Annotated in this window: 20 protein-coding genes; 4 read left to right on the top strand and 16 right to left on the bottom strand. The window is 43.3% G+C overall.

Annotated features, from left to right (window positions below):
- Positions 1–487: 487 nt before the first annotated feature.
- Entirely contained in the window at positions 488–1,204 is a 717-nt protein-coding gene (locus ACXAGQ_RS26630) for an SGNH/GDSL hydrolase family protein (protein WP_475258024.1), read from the bottom strand.
- 149 nt (positions 1,205–1,353) lie between these two features.
- Positions 1,354–2,286, bottom strand: coding sequence for a LysR family transcriptional regulator (locus tag ACXAGQ_RS26625; protein WP_475258023.1), 933 nt, complete (start codon positions 2,284–2,286; stop codon positions 1,354–1,356).
- 113 nt (positions 2,287–2,399) lie between these two features.
- Between ACXAGQ_RS26625 and ACXAGQ_RS26620 the strand changes: the two genes are divergently transcribed.
- The 3 genes from ACXAGQ_RS26620 to ACXAGQ_RS26610 all read left to right on the top strand — a co-directional run bounded on the left by ACXAGQ_RS26620 (position 2,400) and on the right by ACXAGQ_RS26610 (position 3,992).
- Positions 2,400–2,645 carry a hypothetical protein gene (locus ACXAGQ_RS26620; RefSeq protein WP_475258022.1) on the top strand — a complete coding sequence of 82 codons (246 nt, stop codon included), beginning with the start codon at positions 2,400–2,402 and terminating at the stop codon, positions 2,643–2,645.
- Positions 2,646–2,648: 3 nt separating this feature from the next.
- Positions 2,649–3,575, top strand: coding sequence for a sodium-dependent bicarbonate transport family permease (locus ACXAGQ_RS26615; RefSeq protein ID WP_475258021.1), 927 nt, complete (start codon positions 2,649–2,651; stop codon positions 3,573–3,575).
- A 111-nt stretch (positions 3,576–3,686) separates the two neighbouring features.
- Positions 3,687–3,992, top strand: a complete 306-nt coding sequence (locus ACXAGQ_RS26610; RefSeq protein ID WP_475258019.1) for a hypothetical protein — start codon at positions 3,687–3,689, stop codon at positions 3,990–3,992.
- A gap of 67 nt (positions 3,993–4,059) precedes the next feature.
- Here ACXAGQ_RS26610 and ACXAGQ_RS26605 read toward each other — a convergent pair whose 3' ends face one another.
- From ACXAGQ_RS26605 to ACXAGQ_RS26580, 6 genes are all read right to left on the bottom strand, one after another.
- Entirely contained in the window at positions 4,060–4,920 is an 861-nt protein-coding gene (locus ACXAGQ_RS26605; protein ID WP_475258018.1) for a RecX family transcriptional regulator, read from the bottom strand.
- 131 nt (positions 4,921–5,051) lie between these two features.
- The gene (locus ACXAGQ_RS26600; protein ID WP_475258016.1) at positions 5,052–6,335 is read right to left on the bottom strand and encodes an NADH:flavin oxidoreductase/NADH oxidase family protein; all 1,284 of its coding nucleotides are present in this window, start codon (positions 6,333–6,335) and stop codon (positions 5,052–5,054) included.
- Positions 6,336–6,506: 171 nt separating this feature from the next.
- Complete coding sequence (locus tag ACXAGQ_RS26595; protein WP_475258014.1) at positions 6,507–7,919, bottom strand: uracil-xanthine permease family protein; 1,413 nt, start codon at positions 7,917–7,919, stop codon at positions 6,507–6,509.
- Between the two features lie 37 nt (positions 7,920–7,956).
- Positions 7,957–9,192 (bottom strand): urate hydroxylase PuuD, encoded by a 1,236-nt coding sequence (locus tag ACXAGQ_RS26590; RefSeq protein ID WP_475258013.1) that lies wholly within the window; start codon positions 9,190–9,192, stop codon positions 7,957–7,959.
- Between the two features lie 76 nt (positions 9,193–9,268).
- Positions 9,269–9,592 (bottom strand): hydroxyisourate hydrolase, encoded by a 324-nt coding sequence (gene uraH, locus ACXAGQ_RS26585; RefSeq protein ID WP_475258011.1) that lies wholly within the window; start codon positions 9,590–9,592, stop codon positions 9,269–9,271.
- A complete protein-coding gene (locus ACXAGQ_RS26580; RefSeq protein WP_475258009.1) occupies positions 9,589–10,074 on the bottom strand; it encodes a 2-oxo-4-hydroxy-4-carboxy-5-ureidoimidazoline decarboxylase in 486 nt (161 codons plus the stop codon). Before ACXAGQ_RS26580 ends, uraH begins: the two co-directional genes overlap by 4 nt.
- Positions 10,075–10,318: 244 nt before the next feature.
- On the opposite strand from ACXAGQ_RS26580, the gene ACXAGQ_RS26575 reads away from it, so the two are divergent.
- Positions 10,319–10,954: a TetR family transcriptional regulator C-terminal domain-containing protein gene (locus ACXAGQ_RS26575; RefSeq protein ID WP_475258007.1), complete on the top strand. Its 636-nt coding sequence runs from the start codon at positions 10,319–10,321 to the stop codon at positions 10,952–10,954.
- 62 nt (positions 10,955–11,016) lie between these two features.
- Here ACXAGQ_RS26575 and ACXAGQ_RS26570 read toward each other — a convergent pair whose 3' ends face one another.
- The 8 genes from ACXAGQ_RS26570 to ACXAGQ_RS26535 form a co-directional block, all read right to left on the bottom strand.
- Entirely contained in the window at positions 11,017–12,537 is a 1,521-nt protein-coding gene (locus ACXAGQ_RS26570) for a radical SAM protein (protein ID WP_475258005.1), read from the bottom strand.
- A gap of 15 nt (positions 12,538–12,552) precedes the next feature.
- Positions 12,553–13,242: a class I SAM-dependent methyltransferase gene (locus ACXAGQ_RS26565; protein ID WP_475258003.1), complete on the bottom strand. Its 690-nt coding sequence runs from the start codon at positions 13,240–13,242 to the stop codon at positions 12,553–12,555.
- Between the two features lie 100 nt (positions 13,243–13,342).
- The gene (locus ACXAGQ_RS26560) at positions 13,343–15,466 is read right to left on the bottom strand and encodes a peptidase domain-containing ABC transporter (RefSeq protein WP_475258001.1); all 2,124 of its coding nucleotides are present in this window, start codon (positions 15,464–15,466) and stop codon (positions 13,343–13,345) included.
- Positions 15,463–16,725, bottom strand: coding sequence for an HlyD family secretion protein (locus ACXAGQ_RS26555; RefSeq protein ID WP_475257999.1), 1,263 nt, complete (start codon positions 16,723–16,725; stop codon positions 15,463–15,465). Before ACXAGQ_RS26555 ends, ACXAGQ_RS26560 begins: the two co-directional genes overlap by 4 nt.
- Positions 16,726–16,809: 84 nt before the next feature.
- Complete coding sequence (locus ACXAGQ_RS26550; RefSeq protein ID WP_475257997.1) at positions 16,810–16,950, bottom strand: hypothetical protein; 141 nt, start codon at positions 16,948–16,950, stop codon at positions 16,810–16,812.
- Positions 16,951–17,031: 81 nt separating this feature from the next.
- Positions 17,032–17,184: a hypothetical protein gene (locus ACXAGQ_RS26545; protein WP_475257995.1), complete on the bottom strand. Its 153-nt coding sequence runs from the start codon at positions 17,182–17,184 to the stop codon at positions 17,032–17,034.
- A gap of 107 nt (positions 17,185–17,291) precedes the next feature.
- The gene (locus ACXAGQ_RS26540) at positions 17,292–18,464 is read right to left on the bottom strand and encodes a glycosyltransferase family 2 protein (RefSeq protein WP_475257993.1); all 1,173 of its coding nucleotides are present in this window, start codon (positions 18,462–18,464) and stop codon (positions 17,292–17,294) included.
- 22 nt (positions 18,465–18,486) lie between these two features.
- Positions 18,487–19,869 carry a protein adenylyltransferase SelO family protein gene (locus ACXAGQ_RS26535; RefSeq protein ID WP_475257991.1) on the bottom strand — a complete coding sequence of 461 codons (1,383 nt, stop codon included), beginning with the start codon at positions 19,867–19,869 and terminating at the stop codon, positions 18,487–18,489.

Below are 19,869 nucleotides of genomic sequence, written 5' to 3'. Positions count from 1 at the left end.
GTTGAGAATCAAAAGTTATTACATATTTTGTTTTTTTGCACTTAAACTAAGTGGCAACAAATCCCATAAGGTTACTAAACATATGATGTTAAAAAACTTGTTGTTTAACCTAAAAACAACACGAAGGTTGTGTTTTTTGGGGTGTGAGACAACTTCGCAAAGTTGTGTTAACGACTTTGTATGATTGGTTTTTACCTTTTTAGAACGTGCAAGGCTCTGCTCTCAAGTAATGTTATAAATGTTATAAATGTTATTTGAATTTTTTAGTCGAAGACGTGATGAATGATATGCGATTGCAAGAAGTGGCGATTATAACTAGTCATATGTTGATAATGTTTAGGTGATACTGATTAAATGAATAACAATTAAATAATTGAGGCTGGTAAGTAAAGTTCTTTAGATTTTTGATGAAACTTAGGTGTGTAGATACGAAGAAATAATAAAACTCACTAAAAACAATAATATTAATAACTAGCAGCAATGGTTTTTATCGTTGAGAGGACCACCGTGCCTCAATGAGTTTTGCCACCGCTTGCCCCCATTGCTGGTAAATTTGTGGGCCGGGGTGGAAACCATCAACGGCCATATGGACAACATCAAGTGGTCCCCCTATGTTGACCAGTTCACAATCTGGCTGAGTATCTACCCATTTTGCTAGTTTCCGGTTGAAAGCCTTGGCCTTGCTGCCTAAATACCAACGTAATGGATGGGGGAGGGACGGAAAGACCTCCATAGGCGGAATTTCATTGAGAATGATGTGTTGGCAAGAGAAATGGCTTCGTAGTGTATTGGTAAGTTTCTGTTGGTGTTTGAGCCACTTAGCCGCACTGGTCGGTTTGGTCACGTCATTAACACCTGCTGAGATCACCACGACATCATACATCTGTTTGGGATGTAACATGGCTGACTGGAGGACCTGTTTGGTGGTAAATCCCGTTTTAGCGATAAGTTGCCATTCAACTTTAAATTGCTTTTCCAATGCTGAAATAAGCTGGCCAGATAGAGCTTGTGACTGGCATTTGGCTCCAACACCGGCTGCGGCGGAGTCGCCAAGTAGTAAGACTCTTAATGGTTGTTTACCTTGTCCACTTCGGCCCTGACGAGGCCCTTCCGCTTCACCGAGGCACGGAATAGATTTTCGGACATACTTGCCTTGCACCCAAAAAATAGGGCCCATTAAAATCAGGATAAGTTGATGCAGCATTGGAGACTCTCTGTTGCTTCTTCCTACCATTTTAGGGTTAAGCCTAGCCCCAATTGACCAAGGTTGCAGGCTCAGAAGTAAGAGAAAGATCTTCCATTGTCGTTGTGCGTTTTATGCCGATTGAGGTGGAACATGGGCATCGATTTAGATTAAAACTGAACAGCCTTTCGCATCACGTCTCTGCCTTCTGTTTCCACGTAGCTGAGAAACACCTGAGCGATAGGGGATAAGCTCTCGGCTTTTGTCCATGAAAAGGACCACTTAGATTGGATCGGCAATCCTTCGACATTGAGTGTTTTCACACCATAAATCTCACCAAAGGCGAGTGTATGGGCCGACAGGATTGAAACACCAAGTCGTGACAGGACCGAATGAATGATGGCTTCATTGCTGGCGATAGTCATTTTGATGTTGGGTTTGTGTTGATGATCATTGAAAAACCCTTCGATGGCGTAGCGGGTGCCTGAGCCTTGCTCCCTGATAAGGAAATCTTGTTGGCAGAACTCTTCTAATGATACTGAGGGCTGGTTTGCCAGAGGGTGATTGGCCTCGGCAATAGCGACCAGATCATTGGACATAAACTCTATTACATCGAGATCGAGCCCTTCGGGCAAATGACTGAACACATAGAAGTCATCCAAGCCTTGCTCCAGTCGGTCGATGATCTGCTGTCGGTTGGCGATGGTAAATTGGATATCAATACCCGGGTAATGCTCGCAGAAGGGACCCAGCAAATGGGGAATAAAGTACTTAGCCGTCGTGACACAGGCTAGCCTTAAGGTTCCCGATTTAAGCCCCCTTAGGCTAGAAAGTTGCATATCCAGCTCTTCACAGTTTTGCAGGATTTTCTTCGCCGTTGCTACTGTCGCCAGCCCAGCATCGGTGAATTTCAGCTTTCTACCCACTTGCTGGTACAGCGGCAACCCAATGGCTTCTGATAGCTTTTTCAACTGCATAGACACGGTAGGCTGGGTTAGGAACAAGGCTTCAGAGGCTGATTTAATGCTCCCTTCTTCAAAGACAGCCAACAGAGTTTCCAATTGGCGGAAAGTCCCGATATGGGCATGGAGCCTGGACGACATGTGATCCTCCAATAATTACGATTAGATTTTTATCTAATCATAATATAGCTATTATCTATTTTTATCTATTTATCATTAAGGGTAAGATTTCCTCAATTTCGATGGAGGTCACAATGAAGATAAGAAATTACGCCTTGCCTATGCTAACCAGCGCGATGCTGGTCTTGTTTTACAGCTTGAGTGCAACGCTTGGCCAAGGATTACCAGGTTTTGCTGTCTTAGCGGTAGGTTTGGCTGGATTTACCGTGTTCTCCGCCGTCAAATCCGGTGAAAAACGAGATAGAAAAGAAGCGGAAGTAATACCTGACCAAGTATTACAAGCCCAATCTCTGTCTGTTCACGGTTCGGGGAAGCAGTAACTTATGGATGCTGTTGTCGCTTTTTTTGTCCTGGGAATTGTGTGTCAGCTATTGGGGGCTAAGGTTACTTTCCCTGATAGCTTGTATAAAACCCTCAGCCTGTTTCTAATGGTGGCGATTGGTCTCAAGGGAGGTATCGCCCTGCAGAAGCATGTCGACCCGGGCCTAATTACCATGTCCGCTGCCGTTATTGCGTTTGGTTTATTGCTGCCGCTTATTGCCTACCCCTTACTGCGGTATTTTGGTCAGCTAGACCGAATCAATGCTGGCGCAATAGCTGCCCACTATGGTTCTGTCAGTGTGGCGACTTATGCAGTTGCAGTTGCGTTGCTTGAGGCCAGCAACATTAACTATGAGGCTTATTTCCCACTGTTTGTGGTTTTGCTTGAAATGCCGGCTATCTTGGTGGGTTTGGTTCTGGCAAAAGGCAGTATAAAACTTATCAATGTCGAATTTATCAAAAAAGAGCTGGTGGCCAACCAGAGTATCTTGCTTATGGTCGGTAGCCTGTTGATTAGCTATATCGGTGGTCAGAGTGTGCAGAAGCTATCGCCGTTTTTCATTGAGTTGTTCTCGGGGGTATTAGCACTGTTTTTGTTGCGGATGGGTCTGGTTGCAGGGGAGCAGCTAGCGGCACTCAAAAAGAACAGCCTGTTCTTGGTGAGCTTTGCGATTTTGATGCCGATGATTGGCGGTATCGCAGGGACTGGGCTGGGATTGATGCTTGGTTTTAGCGCTGGAGGAATAGCGGTGATGGCTATTTTAGGTGCGAGTGCCTCCTATATTGCAGTGCCTGCCGCGATGAAAGAAAGCTTGCCGGAAGCCAATGCGGGTATGTCGATAACCGCTGCTTTGGGTATTACGTTCCCATTTAATATTTTATTGGGCGTGCCGTTCTTTATCTCTCTTGGGCAATACCTGCAGGCATAAATTTACGTTGATATCCTCTAAAATTCGCCTTTAGGGTTACGGTTGGAATAGGGCTAAGTACTATACTGCTAGTTAGTTCTAGCTCTTCCTTGACCGAGAGAGGATAGGAGTATGTCAGCGCAAGATAAGCTGGGTGGTTACGCGAGCGGCTTCACCCATTTAGATGCTAGTGTGATTGCGGAAAATGTCACGTCTGACTACAAGCTGTTAGATCAAAATGGCATTGTCCACACCAGAGAAGATCTGCAAGCCTATATTACTGGGCTCAGGGAACATGGCGATAAGATGGATATTACAGAGGTCATGGTCGATGGCAGTAAAGCGTGGTGCAAGTGGCAAGTTGGCGAAGTAGTAGGAGCGGGATTGATCTCGTTTGGTGATAAGGGCGTCACCCAAGAGCAGCTCTTTTTCCTCTAACTAAGATAATTATTAAGTTACAGGGAGCAAAACAGCGTTTTGCTCCCTGATCTGTATTAAGCAATGTCTATTCTAAGTGATGTTCGAGGGCATAGTTGGCGTCAGTGAAGCTGAAGCCTTTTCGAACCAAGAATGCAGTGGCTTTTTTCTTGTCGGCAAAGTCAGTAATAGGGGATTTATATTTTTTGTTCAAAAATTCCAATGCTTTGCGTTGGTCATCGCTAACACCATCTTGTTCTGTTTCAATGAGCAGAACTTGATCGATACACTCTTGGCTGATCCCTTCGCTGCGTAATTTTTGAATAAGCCCTGTTGTTCCCATTTTCTTCTCGTGCTTAGCAATGAGTCGCTCAGCCAGTTGCTGCTCATGCTCGCTATCTAGGGATTGTGACAATATAGCTTGTATTCTAGACGCGCTGACCCCTTGTTGCTGAAGACGCAAGCTGATGTCTCTTGCACTCTTTTTCCCTGCGTATTTATTGATAACACGGGTGATCAGTACATCTTGCTCGGACTCATCAATCGATAATAATGCATTATCAATATCGGCTTGTGCGACGCCTTGTAGTTTGAGCTTTTGCGCTAGCACTGCAGGGCCATAAGAGCGACAGCGGGAATTGACATAGGTTTCAGCGTAGCGTTGATCGTTAAGGTATCCCAGCTCTAGCAAGCGGTTAATGACTTCTTTTACCCACTCGTTGTTGGTGGTTTTACGAGTAAGCTTCTCTTTTAGCTTTACGACGGAGTACCCGCGTTGGTTCAGCCACCAAATTGCGTATTCAAAAACATCTTCGACCTTTTGGGCAGGTTTAGGGCCGGCTTTTTTTTGCCCATCTTCATGCGAGCCTGTTTGTCTCGAATACGCCTTGCGAGAGTTATCAGGTTTTTTATAAGTTGTTTGCTTTTGTTCTGGCTGATCTGAGGTCATAGTATTTGAACGTTCGTCTATTGCCCAATGGGGGGGAGGCTGGTGAAGCAGTAGGTTTATAGCAAAGGGATAGGGCATAAATCAAGATGTTGCGGCACTGCAACTGAGTACCGCAACAAATAGAATTGGGTTTACGCTCTGCGCTTTCTGAAAGCGTATATTCCTGCACTGGCAAGGGTTTTAAATACCACTCCCCAAGCACTTAAGTTAGGTTTTGGGTCGAGCCCTTTAGCCATGCGCCAAAGTTGTTGTTCATACCAAGTAATGCTCAGCATTCCCAATTGATCCATGGCTTTGTTGCCCGTTGTTGGATTAGTTAATGGCATGCTGTAATGACTATCGGCTAACAACTTATTAGGGAAGTTTGCATCTACAGCTGTTGTCCTGGCTAAACCGATAAAGTCAGTTGCTCCGCTTTCCAGGGCCTCTGCCATGGCAGGGGCGCTGCGGAAACCGCCGGTAACGACCAAGGGAGTTGAGACAAGGTTACGAACCTTTTCCATATAATCCAAGAAATAGGCCTCACGCTGAATGGTGCTCTCCTTGGCTTTCTTGCCACTCATCATTGAAGGGCTTTCGTAGGTGCCACCAGATATCTCAATTAAATCTATACCGGCATCCGCCAAAGCTTGGACTACTTGCATAGAGTCTTCTTCGCTAAAGCCGCCTTTCATAAAATCAGCACTGTTGAGCTTAATGCCGATAGGGAAGTGCTGCCCAACTTGTTCACGGATGGCGTGATATATCGACAAGACAAAGCGCATTCGGTTCTCAAGGCTACCGCCCCATTGGTCATCACGTTGGTTGTGCCTTGGAGATAGGAATTGGCTAACCAGGTAACCGTGTGCGCCGTGAATTTGTACCCCGGTAAAACCCACGTCCTTTGCCAGTTTTGCACTGGTGGCAAATTTAGCGATGATAGAAAGAATTTCTTCTTCGGTTAAGGCTCTTGGGGTATTGAACCCTTTTTCCAGCCCTCTAGATAATGATATTGCTGAGGGTGCGACAGGCTCTTTACAAAGGAAATTCGGGATTTGTTTACCCGGGTGATTAAGCTGCGGCCAAATTTGTGACCCATTCTGTTTTCCGGCCTCTGCCCATTTTTTGAAAATGGTGAGATCACTCTCATCGTCAAGCACGACATTCTTTGGCTCGCCCAGTGCATTACGGTCAATCATGATGTTCCCGGTCATCGCCAAACCAACCCCGCCATGCGCCCAGCACTGATAAAGCGTCACCAAACCTGGTTTAGGATTATGGTCAGCGTCACCAAGCTGCTCACTCATGGCAGACTTGAACAGACGGTTTTTGATCTTGATGCCGTTTTGAAGGGAATAAGGGCTACTGAGAGCGGACTTGTTCTCGCTGTTTACGTTTGCAATGGCCACGTTTGCAGATGGTGTCTGGTCAGTCATTGGAATTCCCTATCAGATAGCACAAAAAAGTACGGTCGTTCTTTTATATCACTTCATTCCTTTTTGCGATACTTCAAATGTCGCATAACAGTGAGTTTTCCATTGAGGTAGGTAGAATATTGAGAGTAGCGGGCATGGTTATGCCCGCCTAAAGAGGGAGTAAGCGTTTAATTATCCTTGTTCAAGGTTTTGTTTTAATTTGGCGGCTGTTTTAGGCGCGGTGGCATTTTTTGATTGCTTGTTTTGCTTTGTTGTCGTCATGGCTAAAGTCATGAAGATAGCAACTAGGCCACTGGTGGTGACAGGGGAGCTAAACACACTTTGTAAAATCTTAGGCATGTCAGATACCACCTCTGGCACCATCATTACGCCAAGTCCCATGCCAAAAGAGACAGCCATAATCATAAGGTTACGCCTGTCTAGATTCTCTCGGGCGATAATTTTGATACCGGCAGCTGTGACGGTTCCGAACATTACCAGTGTTGCCCCGCCAATAACCGGTTTTGGAATAGTGGTGAGAATGGCTCCAATGATGGGAAATAAACCCAAGACAACAAGAATAACTGCTATGTAATAACCCACATAACGGCTTGCGATTCCAGTAAGCTGAATCACACTATTATTTTGGCTAAAAGTCGTATTGGGAAAAGTATTGAATACTGCAGCCAGCATAGAGTTCACGCCATCACCTAATATCCCTGCTTTTAGGCGGTTTAGGTACCCCTGGCCTTCTACAGGTTGCTTGGTTACCAAACAATTTGCTGTGATATCACCAGCTGATTCGATTGCTGTAATGGTATAGATCACAGCAATAGGGATAAAGATCGCCCAATCAAAATCAAAACCGAATTTGAAGGGAACAGGAATGCTCAATAGCGGTTGCTCAAAGGCATTACCGATAGATATCATCCCCATGCTTGAAGCAAGGAAGTACCCTGTCGTCATACCGACAAGAATGGCTGATAGCCTAACCATTAAATGCGAAGAGCGGTTCAATAAAATCACCGTACTCAAAACTACGCCACCGACCAGCAGGTTCTGCCAACTGCCTAAGTTCGATGCATTCACCCCGCCGGCAAGATCCGTCATTCCGACCTTGATGAGCGATACCCCAATCGTCGTCACCACAATACCTGTGACAATTGGGGTAATAATACGTTTGAGTTTGCTCAGAAATTGGGAAATGATGATTTCAATGAAGGCACCGATAAAGCATACGCCAAAAATCATCGAAAGAATCTGTTCTGGTGAACCCCCGTTGGCCTTAACCGCCAGTCCCCCGGCGAGGATCGAACCTAGAAAGGCAAAGCTTGTGCCTTGAACACATATCATGCCCGCGCCAATAGGGCCAAGTCTTCTGGCTTGGATGAAGGTACCAATACCCGACACAATCAACGCCATGCTGATCAGGTAAGGGATGTGCTGGCCCAGCCCTAACACACTACCGATGATTAATGTTGGTGTGATAATACCGACAAAACTGGCCAGTACGTGCTGCAAGCCGGCATAGAATGCCTTTCCTGGGGCTGGCCTATCTTCCAATTGGTAGATGAGATCAGTTTGGCTCTCACTGCTGTTATTCATAATGACTTCCTTTTCTCTGCTGAATTTGACTTTTTTGTTAGCTGTCGCTGTTGTTCCTGAGCAAATTATTGAGCTGCACGCGCTCCTCATCGGTCATTGTGGTTTTATTGAGAAAGGGCATGTCAGCCGTATCAACGGTTCTTATCAAGATCCGTTCACGCCATCGCTCGATATCCTGCCAGTTGTCAAAGACAGCGCCGAGTGGAGCGACCTTAAATATGTCATCAGTAGGGGCTGAGTTATGACAGCTACTGCAGCGTTGTTCGATAATTGCCATGGCGGCATGCTGGCTTTGATTCAGAGGCTCGTATTCTTCAGTAGGTGTCACGGCTGCTGTTAGGCTCGCTGAGCTAATTGACAAGAAACTTTGTGGCAGACTAATCACGATCGCGAGGGCTAACATAGCTGTAGCACCTGTTCCCAGCACAATAGGCTTGTGCTGCCCACTGTGCTTTAGGTTGAAGTAATGGCGGATATAGGCGCTAATGAGCAAAATTGCCATACCTACCGCCCAGTTAAGAGGATGCTGGTAAGCCATTGGGTAATGATTACTGATCATCAGGAACACAATTGGCAGCGTAAAGTAATTGTTGTGAATGGAGCGCCTTTTGCCTTCAAGTCCCGGTTTAGGATCGACGGGAACACCTGATGCAACTTGATGAACCATTTTTCGTTGTCCGGGAATGATTTTGAAGAATACATTCGCCGCCATGATAGAGCCGATAAGGGCTCCCATATGGATATAAGCACCGCGACCACTGAAAGACTGGCAGAAGCCATAGAAAAATAGCGTTCCAAGAATGAGCAGAATAGGCAAGAACAGAGCGCGGTTCTGACTTAGCGATGAACGCAGTAGCGCCTCGTAAGCGGCAACGCCGAGCAAGATCCCTCCGATACCGATGGCAATGGTTTCGGTTGGACTGAGTATCATTACTCTTGGATCAATAAGGTAAGCACCAGCATTGAGGTAGTACATCCAAAACAGTAACAGCGTACCGGTAATCCATGTTGTGTAGGCTTCCCATTTGAACCAATGGAGTTGTTCTGGCATCTTTTCTGGAGCCGATTGATATTTGGCGACTTCATAAAACCCACCGCCATGCACTGCCCAAAGATCTCCTTTGATTCCTTTCTTTTTCTTCCATTCCGGCGGAGTTTGTAAACTGTTGTCGAGCCAGGTGAAATAGAAGCTGGCTCCAATCCATGCGATCCCGCAGATCACATGAAACCATTTAATAAAGAGTGATAACCACTCATAGAGTTGTGGCCACATAGATTCATTTCCTTATGCTTTTTCTTAGACTTTACTTATGTTGTATTTGTTATGTTTTCGTAGTGTTTTGTCAGGCTTAACTACCCCGGTAAGTGCTATAGGAATAGGGTGAGAGTAATAAGGGGATGTGGTAGTGCCTGTCATCGGCAACGTAAAACTTCACACAGACCTCAGGAAAAAACGCTTCTCCGAAGTGCTGGGTACAATATGTGTGAGTATCAAACACTAAAGTGTATGTACCCTCATCGAGAACAACTTCTTCAAATCGCGCCCGGCCATCACTATCGGTAACCTGTTGGCTAACAGGAGTTAGGGCATCTTTTTGGTATAGAGCCACCGGAATACTAGGGGCCGGAATACCTCGGCTCGTATCGAGGATATGGCAACTGAGTGTTTTCATAGAAATGCCTCCATGCGTCGTTTGCTTATTTTGATTTGTTCTTCTGCTGCGGTTTTTAACTCTTGCTGAGTGGTTCGATGAAATCGGGTTTTGATAAGACCAAGCATTTCATCTGCGGTTTTACCTGTAGCAAACACGATGAAAATAAATCCGAACTTTTCCAAATAGGCTTGATTGATTTGATGCAGATTGAGCAAAGTTTCAGGTGATGCTGAGTGAACCTGTTGCTGCTCCTTTTTACTAAGTGATTTACCTTGGCTGTATTTCTCTTGCAATGATTCGAGGTTGCCAATCATCGGGTGACCCGAAAAAGCTTCTAGCCAGTCAGCTGACGTCATGGCATCGAAGGCATATTCACTGGCTTTGATGAAATCTGAGTAGTGCTTAAATGGTCCCATTCGCTTCATCTTTGCGCACCAGAATTGACTGCTGCAAATACTGGCAAGTTGTTGCTCACTGAGCTCTAAAGGGTAGGTGGTCATTACTTTCCTTATTATTTTATCTAGGTCCTTAATAGGGGCAATGCAAAAAGCTGACCATTTGTTCAGGAATGGTAATGTCAGGGCTGGCGTATATATTTGCTTCAAATTTTATAAGCGTTATGAGCCGCCGTGGTGCAGTTGCACGTTTAGTGTGCATCTGGTTGAGTATTTGTTATTGGTTGACAGGTGAGTTATCAGAAAGGTTTACTAAGTGACGAGAAGCACCTTCAAGGACGAGGCTGAAATGGAGACAAGTAAAGTGGTAGTAGAGGCGAGTGGTGGCGAAATAAGGCAACGTAATCAAGCTTTGATTTTACAAGCCGCAACGAAAGAGTTTGCCAAGCATGGTTTCAGAGGGACATCACTTCAATCTATTGCTGATAAAGTTGCTCTGCCAAAAGCAAACATTCTCTATTACTTCAAATCCAAAAATGGCCTGTATAAAGCGCTACTGCAAGAAATCGTAAAAATGTGGAATGACGGCTTCGCTGAGAACGCGGTCAACCAACCTCCGGGTGAAGTGTTAGTCAATTACATTAACAAGAAAATGCGCTATAGCCGGGAAAACCCCCAGGCATCAAAAATTTTTGCAATGGAAATCATCCAAGGTGCACCAGTTATCGGCGATGATATTCATTTGCCAATGATTGAGTGGTCCGAAAAAAAGGTGACGGTTATTCAGGCTTGGGTTGAACAAGGGTTGATAAGGCCTGTTCAGCCAATGTATTTGCTCTATCTCATTTGGGGGGCGACACAGTTCTATGCAGATTTTGATACTGAGATAGGCTTATTACAGGGCAGGCAGTTAACTGACGAAGAGTTTGATAATGCACGTCAGTTTATTGTTGAAATGGTATTGCGTGGAGTCGCGATGGACTAGAAATACAGAAAGCTACCCTAGGTAGCTTTCCCACGACTGTTTTCGACGTCCTGTATACTGCTTCACTCTTGATAAACTAACGATGCTAAATTACCGATTGATACGTTATCATTGTATAAATTATCTTCTTTAAGAATGTCTAATAATTCTTGGTGACGAGGGTGAGTACTTAAGTGAACGGCCTTTTCTACATATTCCTCCTCAGAAAATGAACCCCAATTTAGAATTTTTGTAAAACTAATGCAGTCAGCATTCAGTTGAGTACAAAATTCAACGAATTCGCTCATCTCATGGAAATTGTTATCTTGAACAACAAAGCTAAACGTTAGAAAATTGATATGGTTGTTCTGTCTCAATTCTGCAATATACTTAAGGTTATGAAGCAACTTTTCAAAGATAGCTCCTCTACGGTTGCTTTCAATGGTCTCTTTGCTAGCCCCATCCAGTGATATTTCAAGGGTAACATTACAATCCCTAATATATTGTGGAAGCTGAAGCCAATTGCTTTTTGTAAATAATTGTCCGTTGCTGTGTAGGTTGAGAGAACTTAATCTTGGGAAGTTATCCTCATTCATTCTTCTCAGGAATTTTTTAGAGTAAGGTGAGCCAAAGATATCTCCTGAACCGGAAATGTAAACACTATGAAAAAAAGAGCCCATACTTTCAATCTCACGCTCTATTTCTTGGATTTTTTCAGCACGTGTACCACTTTCAATTATCGGATCAGTCCGACAGGATGGGCAAGAGAGGTTGCATGACATGTCAAACCCACAATTAAGGTGTGCGGGTCCATGAGACATTACGCCATCTGCTCGAAGAATATCTTTTTGGATGCTTTCATGGTACTGCTCAAGAGAAGGAAATTTATGGCTTTTATCCATTAAGTATGAACAGGTATCATTTAAGCAATACCGATAGGAACCATCTATAATTGATTTTCTAAATAATTTGGCCTCTTCGCTATTCCATATATCTTTTAGTGATTGTTCTGATGGGTTACCCATACTTTTTGATGCATGCCAACCACTGCAACACATATAGGCTTCATCATAGCATACAATAAAGTCAAAAAAGGCATTGGGACAATATCCTTCTACTTTCCTTTCTGAAAGATTCACAAGCACTGATTCATTTTGACTATGATCTATCAAAAGTTTAATCTTTTCGTTGATAATAAAATCATTGACAGAAGATTTATCATTCCAGTTCAAAATTTGATCAATGATTGCAGGATAACTTCGCAGTAGTTTATATAACATTGCTTTTGATGTTATCACATACTCAATATGCTGCTCTTTCTTATCACTAAAAATCCTGCCAGTAAGTACGTCATAGTAATAATCAATATTATTGTTCAGGCACCAATCGATAAAGCTAATTTTCTTATCCCATAACTGGATAAGTTTATTGTCATCAGGCTTCTTTTCCTGTTCAAGATAAATTAAGTTGCTGCTACTTCTAACTTGATACTCTGTCTCTAACGTATCAAGAATTTCAACTACCTGTTGTTCATTTGTGTCCCAAACAACCATTAGAGCTTTGAGCAAGTTAGCAGTGAGGCCGGGGAAAGTGTTATTTTTCATGATTTGCCCTTTTTATTAATCATCAGGTGAGAAAAAAATTCTTCGATTCTTAATTTGTTCATTGATATTTCTCACTTTTTTTACCGCAACCTGATAACCTTTGATAAATACTTCACTTTCCACAGAGATACTCAGCCAAGCATCCACAGCTCGTTTAGGGCTAAATCTTGCTCGATATTCTTTATGATCTAAACCAAGGCTTTCAATAAACCCGTCATTAAACATTGTTACAATGTATGGGTCATTGTACCATTCATAATCATCTATCAGTAATACGCCTCCAACGTTTAACTTTTTCCATGCAAGTTGTACGTCTAAAAGTACATCTTGACCGATGTGGCTACCATCAATATAAATAAAGTCAAAATTTGAGCCTACATTATTAATTACGTCGTAAAGTAAGCCTTTACAGAGTGTAACGTTTTCATTTTCAGCAACTGTCTCTAGTAGTAAATCTCGTGGGGCAGGCTCCACACCTATTACTTCATCGAAAACGTTAGCCAGCATGGCTGTTGTTCTACCTTCATAACAACCCACTTCTAGCGCTAGTTTCTTTTCACTTAAATTATCAAAACACACTTTGAAATTATCAGCATGGATACTGGTCCAATCATAAGTATAATTTTTACCATTTGCTGTTGAATCATCAGGTTGACCTTCATGAAAATTCATAACCTTTAAATCATCATCATTTACTATACTCATCGATTCTCCTTAATCTTTAAATAATTTGAAAATACACTATGTGTGAAGCTCGTTTTGAACTAATAACACTATGTTAAAACACTATATTGAAGATTAATGACTAAGCGGCATTACCTTTTATTATTGGCCTTGCACTTATATCAATACTGCGGTCAGCTGCAGCAATAGTTTCGGGCCTGTGTGCAATTTGAATAACCGGTAGGTTAAGCTCACGTACTGCATGGATGACTTTTTTTTCGCTAGTAACGTCTAAGTGACTAGTTGCCTCATCTAGAATAAGCAATTTTGGCCGCTTATATAATGCTCGAGCAAAAATAATCCGTTGCTTCTGGCCGCCAGAAACCGTATTACCCATTTCTCCTACCAGTGTCTGGTAACCCATTGGCATAGCTTCTATTTCATCATGAATATTGGCGAGCTTGGCACATTCTATCGCTCTTTCCATTTCAACGTCTTGGGAGAAAAAGCAGATATTTGACAAAATTGAACCGTTGAATAGCTGATCATCTTGAAATACTGAACCTATACCATTTCTTAAATCAGATAAATTGCAATGAGACACATCTTGGCCCAAAACTTTCACCTGACCAGATTCCGGTGTATAAAGTCCTAGTAGCAGTTTGGCTAGAGTGGTTTTTCCACATCCAGAGCGACCTGTGACAGCAACTACTTCTCCGGCAGACACACTGAATGATAGATTTTCAAATAGCAGGGGGCTGTTTTCAGAATAACGGAAACTGAGGTTTTCCACTTGCAGAGCTGTGTTATCGACCCCATGCGTTGAGGATGGCGGCAAAGCAATGTTTTCTTTAAATTGTTCTTTGTCGGTCAGTACAATATCTGCTAAGCGTTCTGTGTGTACTGACAACATACGAAACTCAAAATAGTTGTTGATTAAATCGGTGACACTGCCAGAAAAGCGAGCTTGAAAAGATAAAAACGCAATTAACATACCGGCAGTGAACTGCCCATCAATCACCAGTTTGGCACCGAACCACAATACCCCAGCAGTGGAAATAGCAGTGAGGCCTTCCATGATAACGCTATAGATCATCATCAGTTTGGACTCATTCAACTGAGCATTTCTACGTGCAATGTTCAGGTTTTTCCAAGTGTTTTCTCGCCAACCCATGCCACCATTAATTCTTACACTCAAGATACCGTGAAGAGTTTCCAGAAAGTTACTCTGTTCTTTGGCATTGGTAGACCAGATCTCTTCTTCTGCACGTTTAAAGCTGTCAAACCAGGCGAAGCGCATGATGGCGTAAAGGATCACAGTAGCGATGCTGATCATGGTTAGCAGAGGGCTATAAATAAACATGATTGCCAAAGTGCCCGTTACAAGGATCAGATCAAGTAATGCCTGAATAATATTATTGGTAATGGCATGCTGGATGGTGTTGAGTGAGTCAAACTTGGCTGAGATGTCCCCCAATTCCCGTTTTTCGTACCAGTCTATTGGTAGCCTGATCAGATGGTGGAAGACATTCGCTGCCCACTGCATATTGAAGTTGACCGAGAGGTAGATGGTAAACCATTGCCGAGCCAAACTAACCAAGCTCTGAGTCGCAGCCAATAGCAACAGGGCAATGATCACAAGATCAAGTAGGTTATGATCAAAGCTTACGAGCACTTCATCAATAATCACCTGATTGACCAATGGAGCCACTAATGCCAGCACCTCTAAGGCGACGGCGAAGATGAATATTTTACTTAGTGCGCTTTTAAACCCTACCGTTTTGCCAATTAAATCTCGAATACGGACTTTTTCCCGAACATCCGCTTTTTCAAAATCATGTGTTGGAGCCAGCTCTAGGGCTATACCGGTAAATTGTGTATTCATTGCCTCTTTCGTGAGCTTGGTTACACCTGAGGCCGGGTCGTAAAGCTCATAGTATTTATCGGTGACTTTGCTTAAAACCACGAAGTGGTTCATATCCCAGTGTAGAATGCATGGCAAACTGAGTTTTGGTAATTCCTCAAGCGTTGCGTGTAGTGGGCGGGAGGAGAGTTTGAGGCTCTGAGCACAGTTCATGACATCAGCCAGTGTCAGGCCGTGTTGAGAAAAGTGATGACGTGCTCTTAAAGCGGGTAAGTCAATTTTGAACCCATGCCAGTCTGCAATCATTGCGAGACAAGCAATACCACATTCAGCCGATTCGGTTTGCCTGACCAGCCTCAGCTTTTTTCGCCACGCCCAATCTAGGTTCTCTTTCTGGATCATTCATTTATTCCTTGAATCCGGGCGATGGGCCCTAACAACCATTCATATAGTTTTCTAGTTTCGACATTAATATCAGCATTCACTCGCATGCCTACTTTTAGGGGCTGCTCCTTGCCATATACATCAATGGTTGACTTATTCAGTGATACTGTAATTTTGTAAAGTGTTTCGGCATCTGAACGGATGGTCTGGTCTTGTGCTTTAAGCTCTGTAGGAGTAAGTGTTGATTGTGAAATTTGAACGATATTACCTTTTTGAATGCCAAACTTTTCATGCGGGTAGGCGTCGAACCGCAATCCTACTGGTTGACCTAGTTGTAGAAAGCCAATTGAACGGCTGGGTGCATATAACTTAACCTGTAGTCTTGCCTGCTCCGGTATGATGTTGAGTATCACTTCTCCTTGGCTTACAGATTGACCACTTTCGGCGCGTAATGTGGTGATTCTGCCACTGACTGGAGAATGGACGACTGTTTGAGAAGCAGAGGTGAGTTCTATTTGTTGCTGAAGGAGACCGTCTATTTGCCTTTCAAGCTCCAAAGTACGAAGGTTCCCTTGCAGTGACATATAATCGATTTGGTGTTGTGCAGCGACGCGCTCACGCTCTAGTTGCTGGATCATTAACTTGCGGCTCTCTTCATCTGATTGAAGGCTAACTAGAGCCGAAAGATAATCTTTGTAGGCAAGTTCCGAGATATAGTTATTTTGAAGTAGTTTACTGTAACTTTCTCTGGCTTCTTTTTTTAGCAGAGTTCGCTCTTTTGCAAACTCAAGCGATTGTTTGGCACTATTTATTTCTAGCTCCAACCGTTCAATTTTACTGGTTAGATCATCGATACGAGATTGCGTCACCAAGCGCTCGTAATCGCGTTGGCTTTGTAAAGTATTAAATTGTTGTTCCAGACTACGCTTGAGTCGTTGATTGATACTTTCTCCCGTTATGTCAAATACTTCGCTATTTACTCGAAATAAACTTGAAGACTTTTCAATTTGCTGTCCGTCTTCCACATAAATCGCTTCGATTACTCCATTCTGTGCGGCTTTTACGGCAATGAGACCAGTCGAAGGTACAATTACCCCTTCAAGTTGTGCTTTTTTGGTATAACTGCCTAACACTAGCAGGGTAAGAATGGCTCCAATTACTATGATGCAGCAAGCCGTTACAATACGTTGATTAAGGCCAGATAGAATCAGAATCTGTCCTTGCTCCGTTTTGTGTTGTTGCTGAAGGTATTCTTCACGAAATAATTGCTGAGACATAGAGATTAATTGGATCTGCTGTGATTGGAAAAACAGGGGTCTGATAACCCCTGTGAGCAACAGCAGGTTTATACCTGCGTCTGATTAACGGTAGCGGCCTTCTTCGCTTGAACCGCCGCCAGTTGGGCGACCTTCTTCATCTGTGCCGCCACCAGTTGGACGACCTTCTTCATCGCGACCAGCGCCGGAAACCAGTTTGATCTGCTCTTCATTTAGCTCAAACATCGTGTTTTCCTTTTCGTTAAAATTCCAAAAAACATGTGATGATATATTTCATCACATGTTAAATATCTCAGTGCGTGCTAATTAGTAGCGACCTTCTTCGCCACCGTATGGTGGGCGTGTAGGTGGCTTGCAACACTCTTCGTGACAAGTGCCACCACCTGTTGTTGGTGGACGGTTCTCTTCTGATGCAGCACCTGATACTAGATTGATTTGCTCTTCAGTTAGTTCAAACATGATATATTCCTTATATCGTGACAATTAATGGCAGGCTTTATGCGCTGCCGCCTCTAGACTGCAGTTAGTCTAAATCTTTTAATAAATGTTCTTGTGTAGCTAATTTGTTATCGGGTCAACCACTTTTTATCTCTACCAAATATTTCATCCAAATAGCCAAGAATATTGGGGATCCAGGTAATAAATCGAAGCAAGTGAGTAAATAAAGGCAGCATGGCCATCTCAATACGATTTAGGTTATGGGCATTACCGGTTTTCGCTATAAAGAAGAAGATAAAGATCGACTCGATAAACAGAGCTGCCGCCATCACACTGAAAGGTAGCCACATTCCGAATATTGCGAACAATGGCAAAGCTATAAAGATAGGCGGAAATAGAAACTCAGTCGCTGAGATGAGGAACCACGGTAGTGACACTAATCCCATGAAAGGGGAGACTTTCCAAGTCTCCCAGAAAGCTTCCACCCGGCCACGGGACCAGCGTCGACGTTGGCGGAAAAGTGCATTATTGTTTTCTGGGCATTGAGTCGTTGCGATAGCCTGAGCGGTATAACCAGTTCGGTAGCGATGTGCCAGGGCTTTCCAGCACCAAGAAATATCTTCAACTAACCACTCGCTCCAGCCGCCTAGCTCACGTACCGCACTGGCACGGTGCGCAACAAAAGCCCCTGCGAGAACTGGAACAACACCTAATTGATCCTGAGAGGTTCTAAGTGCACCGTGTACGCCGATGTGCTCATAATATTGAGATTTGCATAATAGGTTACTTTCTCGGTTTTTGGGTACCACATAACCACAAACAGCCGCATAGCCCGGGTGGCTCCATATCTTATTGGCTAGCGCTAAAATACCGCCAGGTTCAATGAACGTATCACTATCTACCACAATGTAGATCTCACCACTGGCGACTTGCTGAGCTAGGGCAAAATCCAAAGCAGCACCTTTTCTACCAGTATTTTCTTGTTTACTTAATAATAGATAGTCTTGCTTTCTTTCTTGTTGTAGCCATTGGGTAACAAATTTTGGCGTACTATTTGTTGAACCATCATCAATAATCAGTACTTGTATTTTTGATGGGTAATCCTGTTGATCTATTTTATCTAAGGACTTTAGAATAAGATCCTTATCTTCATTATAAAAAGGGACGAAAACCGTCACTAAGGGTAAATCATCATTAATGGTTTCCGGCTTCCAGCGAAATAGAAATATCCCCATCAACACCATGACACAGATAAGTTCTATAAGGAGAGGGACAGCAATAATTATTGATAATGAATCCATTTCACTAGCCTACTAATATTATTTATTTTAAATAGTGAGAAATAAACGTATTGATTTCTTCTCTATTACCACACTGACCTTGCAAACATGGATCAGAAAAAATAGTAAACCTCGAATACTTAATGTTTCTATATTTAAACTTAGGTTTGACATTTGGGTAACCAACCAGCTCAAGTGCAGATTTAACTTCACCTGAAAATTTTTCTTTATCAAAACTACAATCGGCCAAACGAGAAACATGCCATTTGTTTTTTCTTAGTTGTATTTTTATTTTTCGGCCGATTTCAATAAGGTCTGGCACTTGTTCAGGAATGCCACACTCGATAGCCGTATAACGATTCTCTTGCTCTTCTAGGGTTGTATTAAATTTACTTACCAGTACTTTTTGTTGAGATTCATTTAGCCCAGATTCACTGTGTCTATTCAGATGAAAGAAAAACGTTTGTAGCCATTCATTAATACCATGGTGATCATCCCAGGTTGCTCCTAGGCCGGAAGTAAGCAGTACGTTGGAGAAATCGCCGATTCCGGATACCGTACCTAAATCCAAAAAACGGCCATCTAAAGCAATATTAGAACTGGTCAATGACCCATGGGGCATCCCCTTGATGCGACTGACAGCAACTTGAGTTGCAAACCGGGTGACAAAACGTTCCACAAGGTCAAATACTGGGGTATTGCTACCGCTCATTTTACGCTCGTTACTCTCAAGTAACTTGACTGCAGATTTTACGTATATATGTGTTAAATCACGCAGATGAGCATGTCCTTGTCGTGGCCAGAAGTTAAGTGCAGGCTCAAAGTGAGCAGGGCGGGTTGCCACTTCTCTGATCATGATAGAACAAGGCTGTTCTACCACATCGCCAAAGGTATTTTCACCCGTTATGGTTTGTGGAGTTCTGATTATCGCAATGATCCTTAATGCACCAAATGGAAGTTCGCGATGGCATATTTCACTCCATATTGCCTCGCTGATCGCCTCGCTGAGTGGCAGTTTTCCAGATGAATGACCCTCATCAACGTTGACTGCAACCAGCGGATTGACGCCGTTACCTTTGATCTGCAATTGACCATTAAGCCCGCAGCGGGCACTTCCACCGTTACCAGCGTCACCGGTGTTACCGTAACGATCAGAGATGAAGGTTTTACTATCAGTTAGATCCAGCTCATTATCATCGGCATAGCCACTGCTGACATAAGCAAAGTTGTCCAGAATAAGCCGTTCTGCTTGGGTTACGTCTATGCCTTGTTCATTTAACCAATCTTCATTCATCCAGGCTATTTGGGCATCTTTAACTTTAAAAGCAGGATAAGAAATAAAACTGTGTTCTGGTAAATGATCACCATAAAGCGCAGTATTGTCGTGGCTAGGAACACTATGAGTTAAAAGGAGGTTATTATTCAT

The organism is Photobacterium sp. ABD4_091, from assembly GCF_056160145.1.
This window is presented reverse-complemented; position numbering and strand designations above follow the sequence as displayed.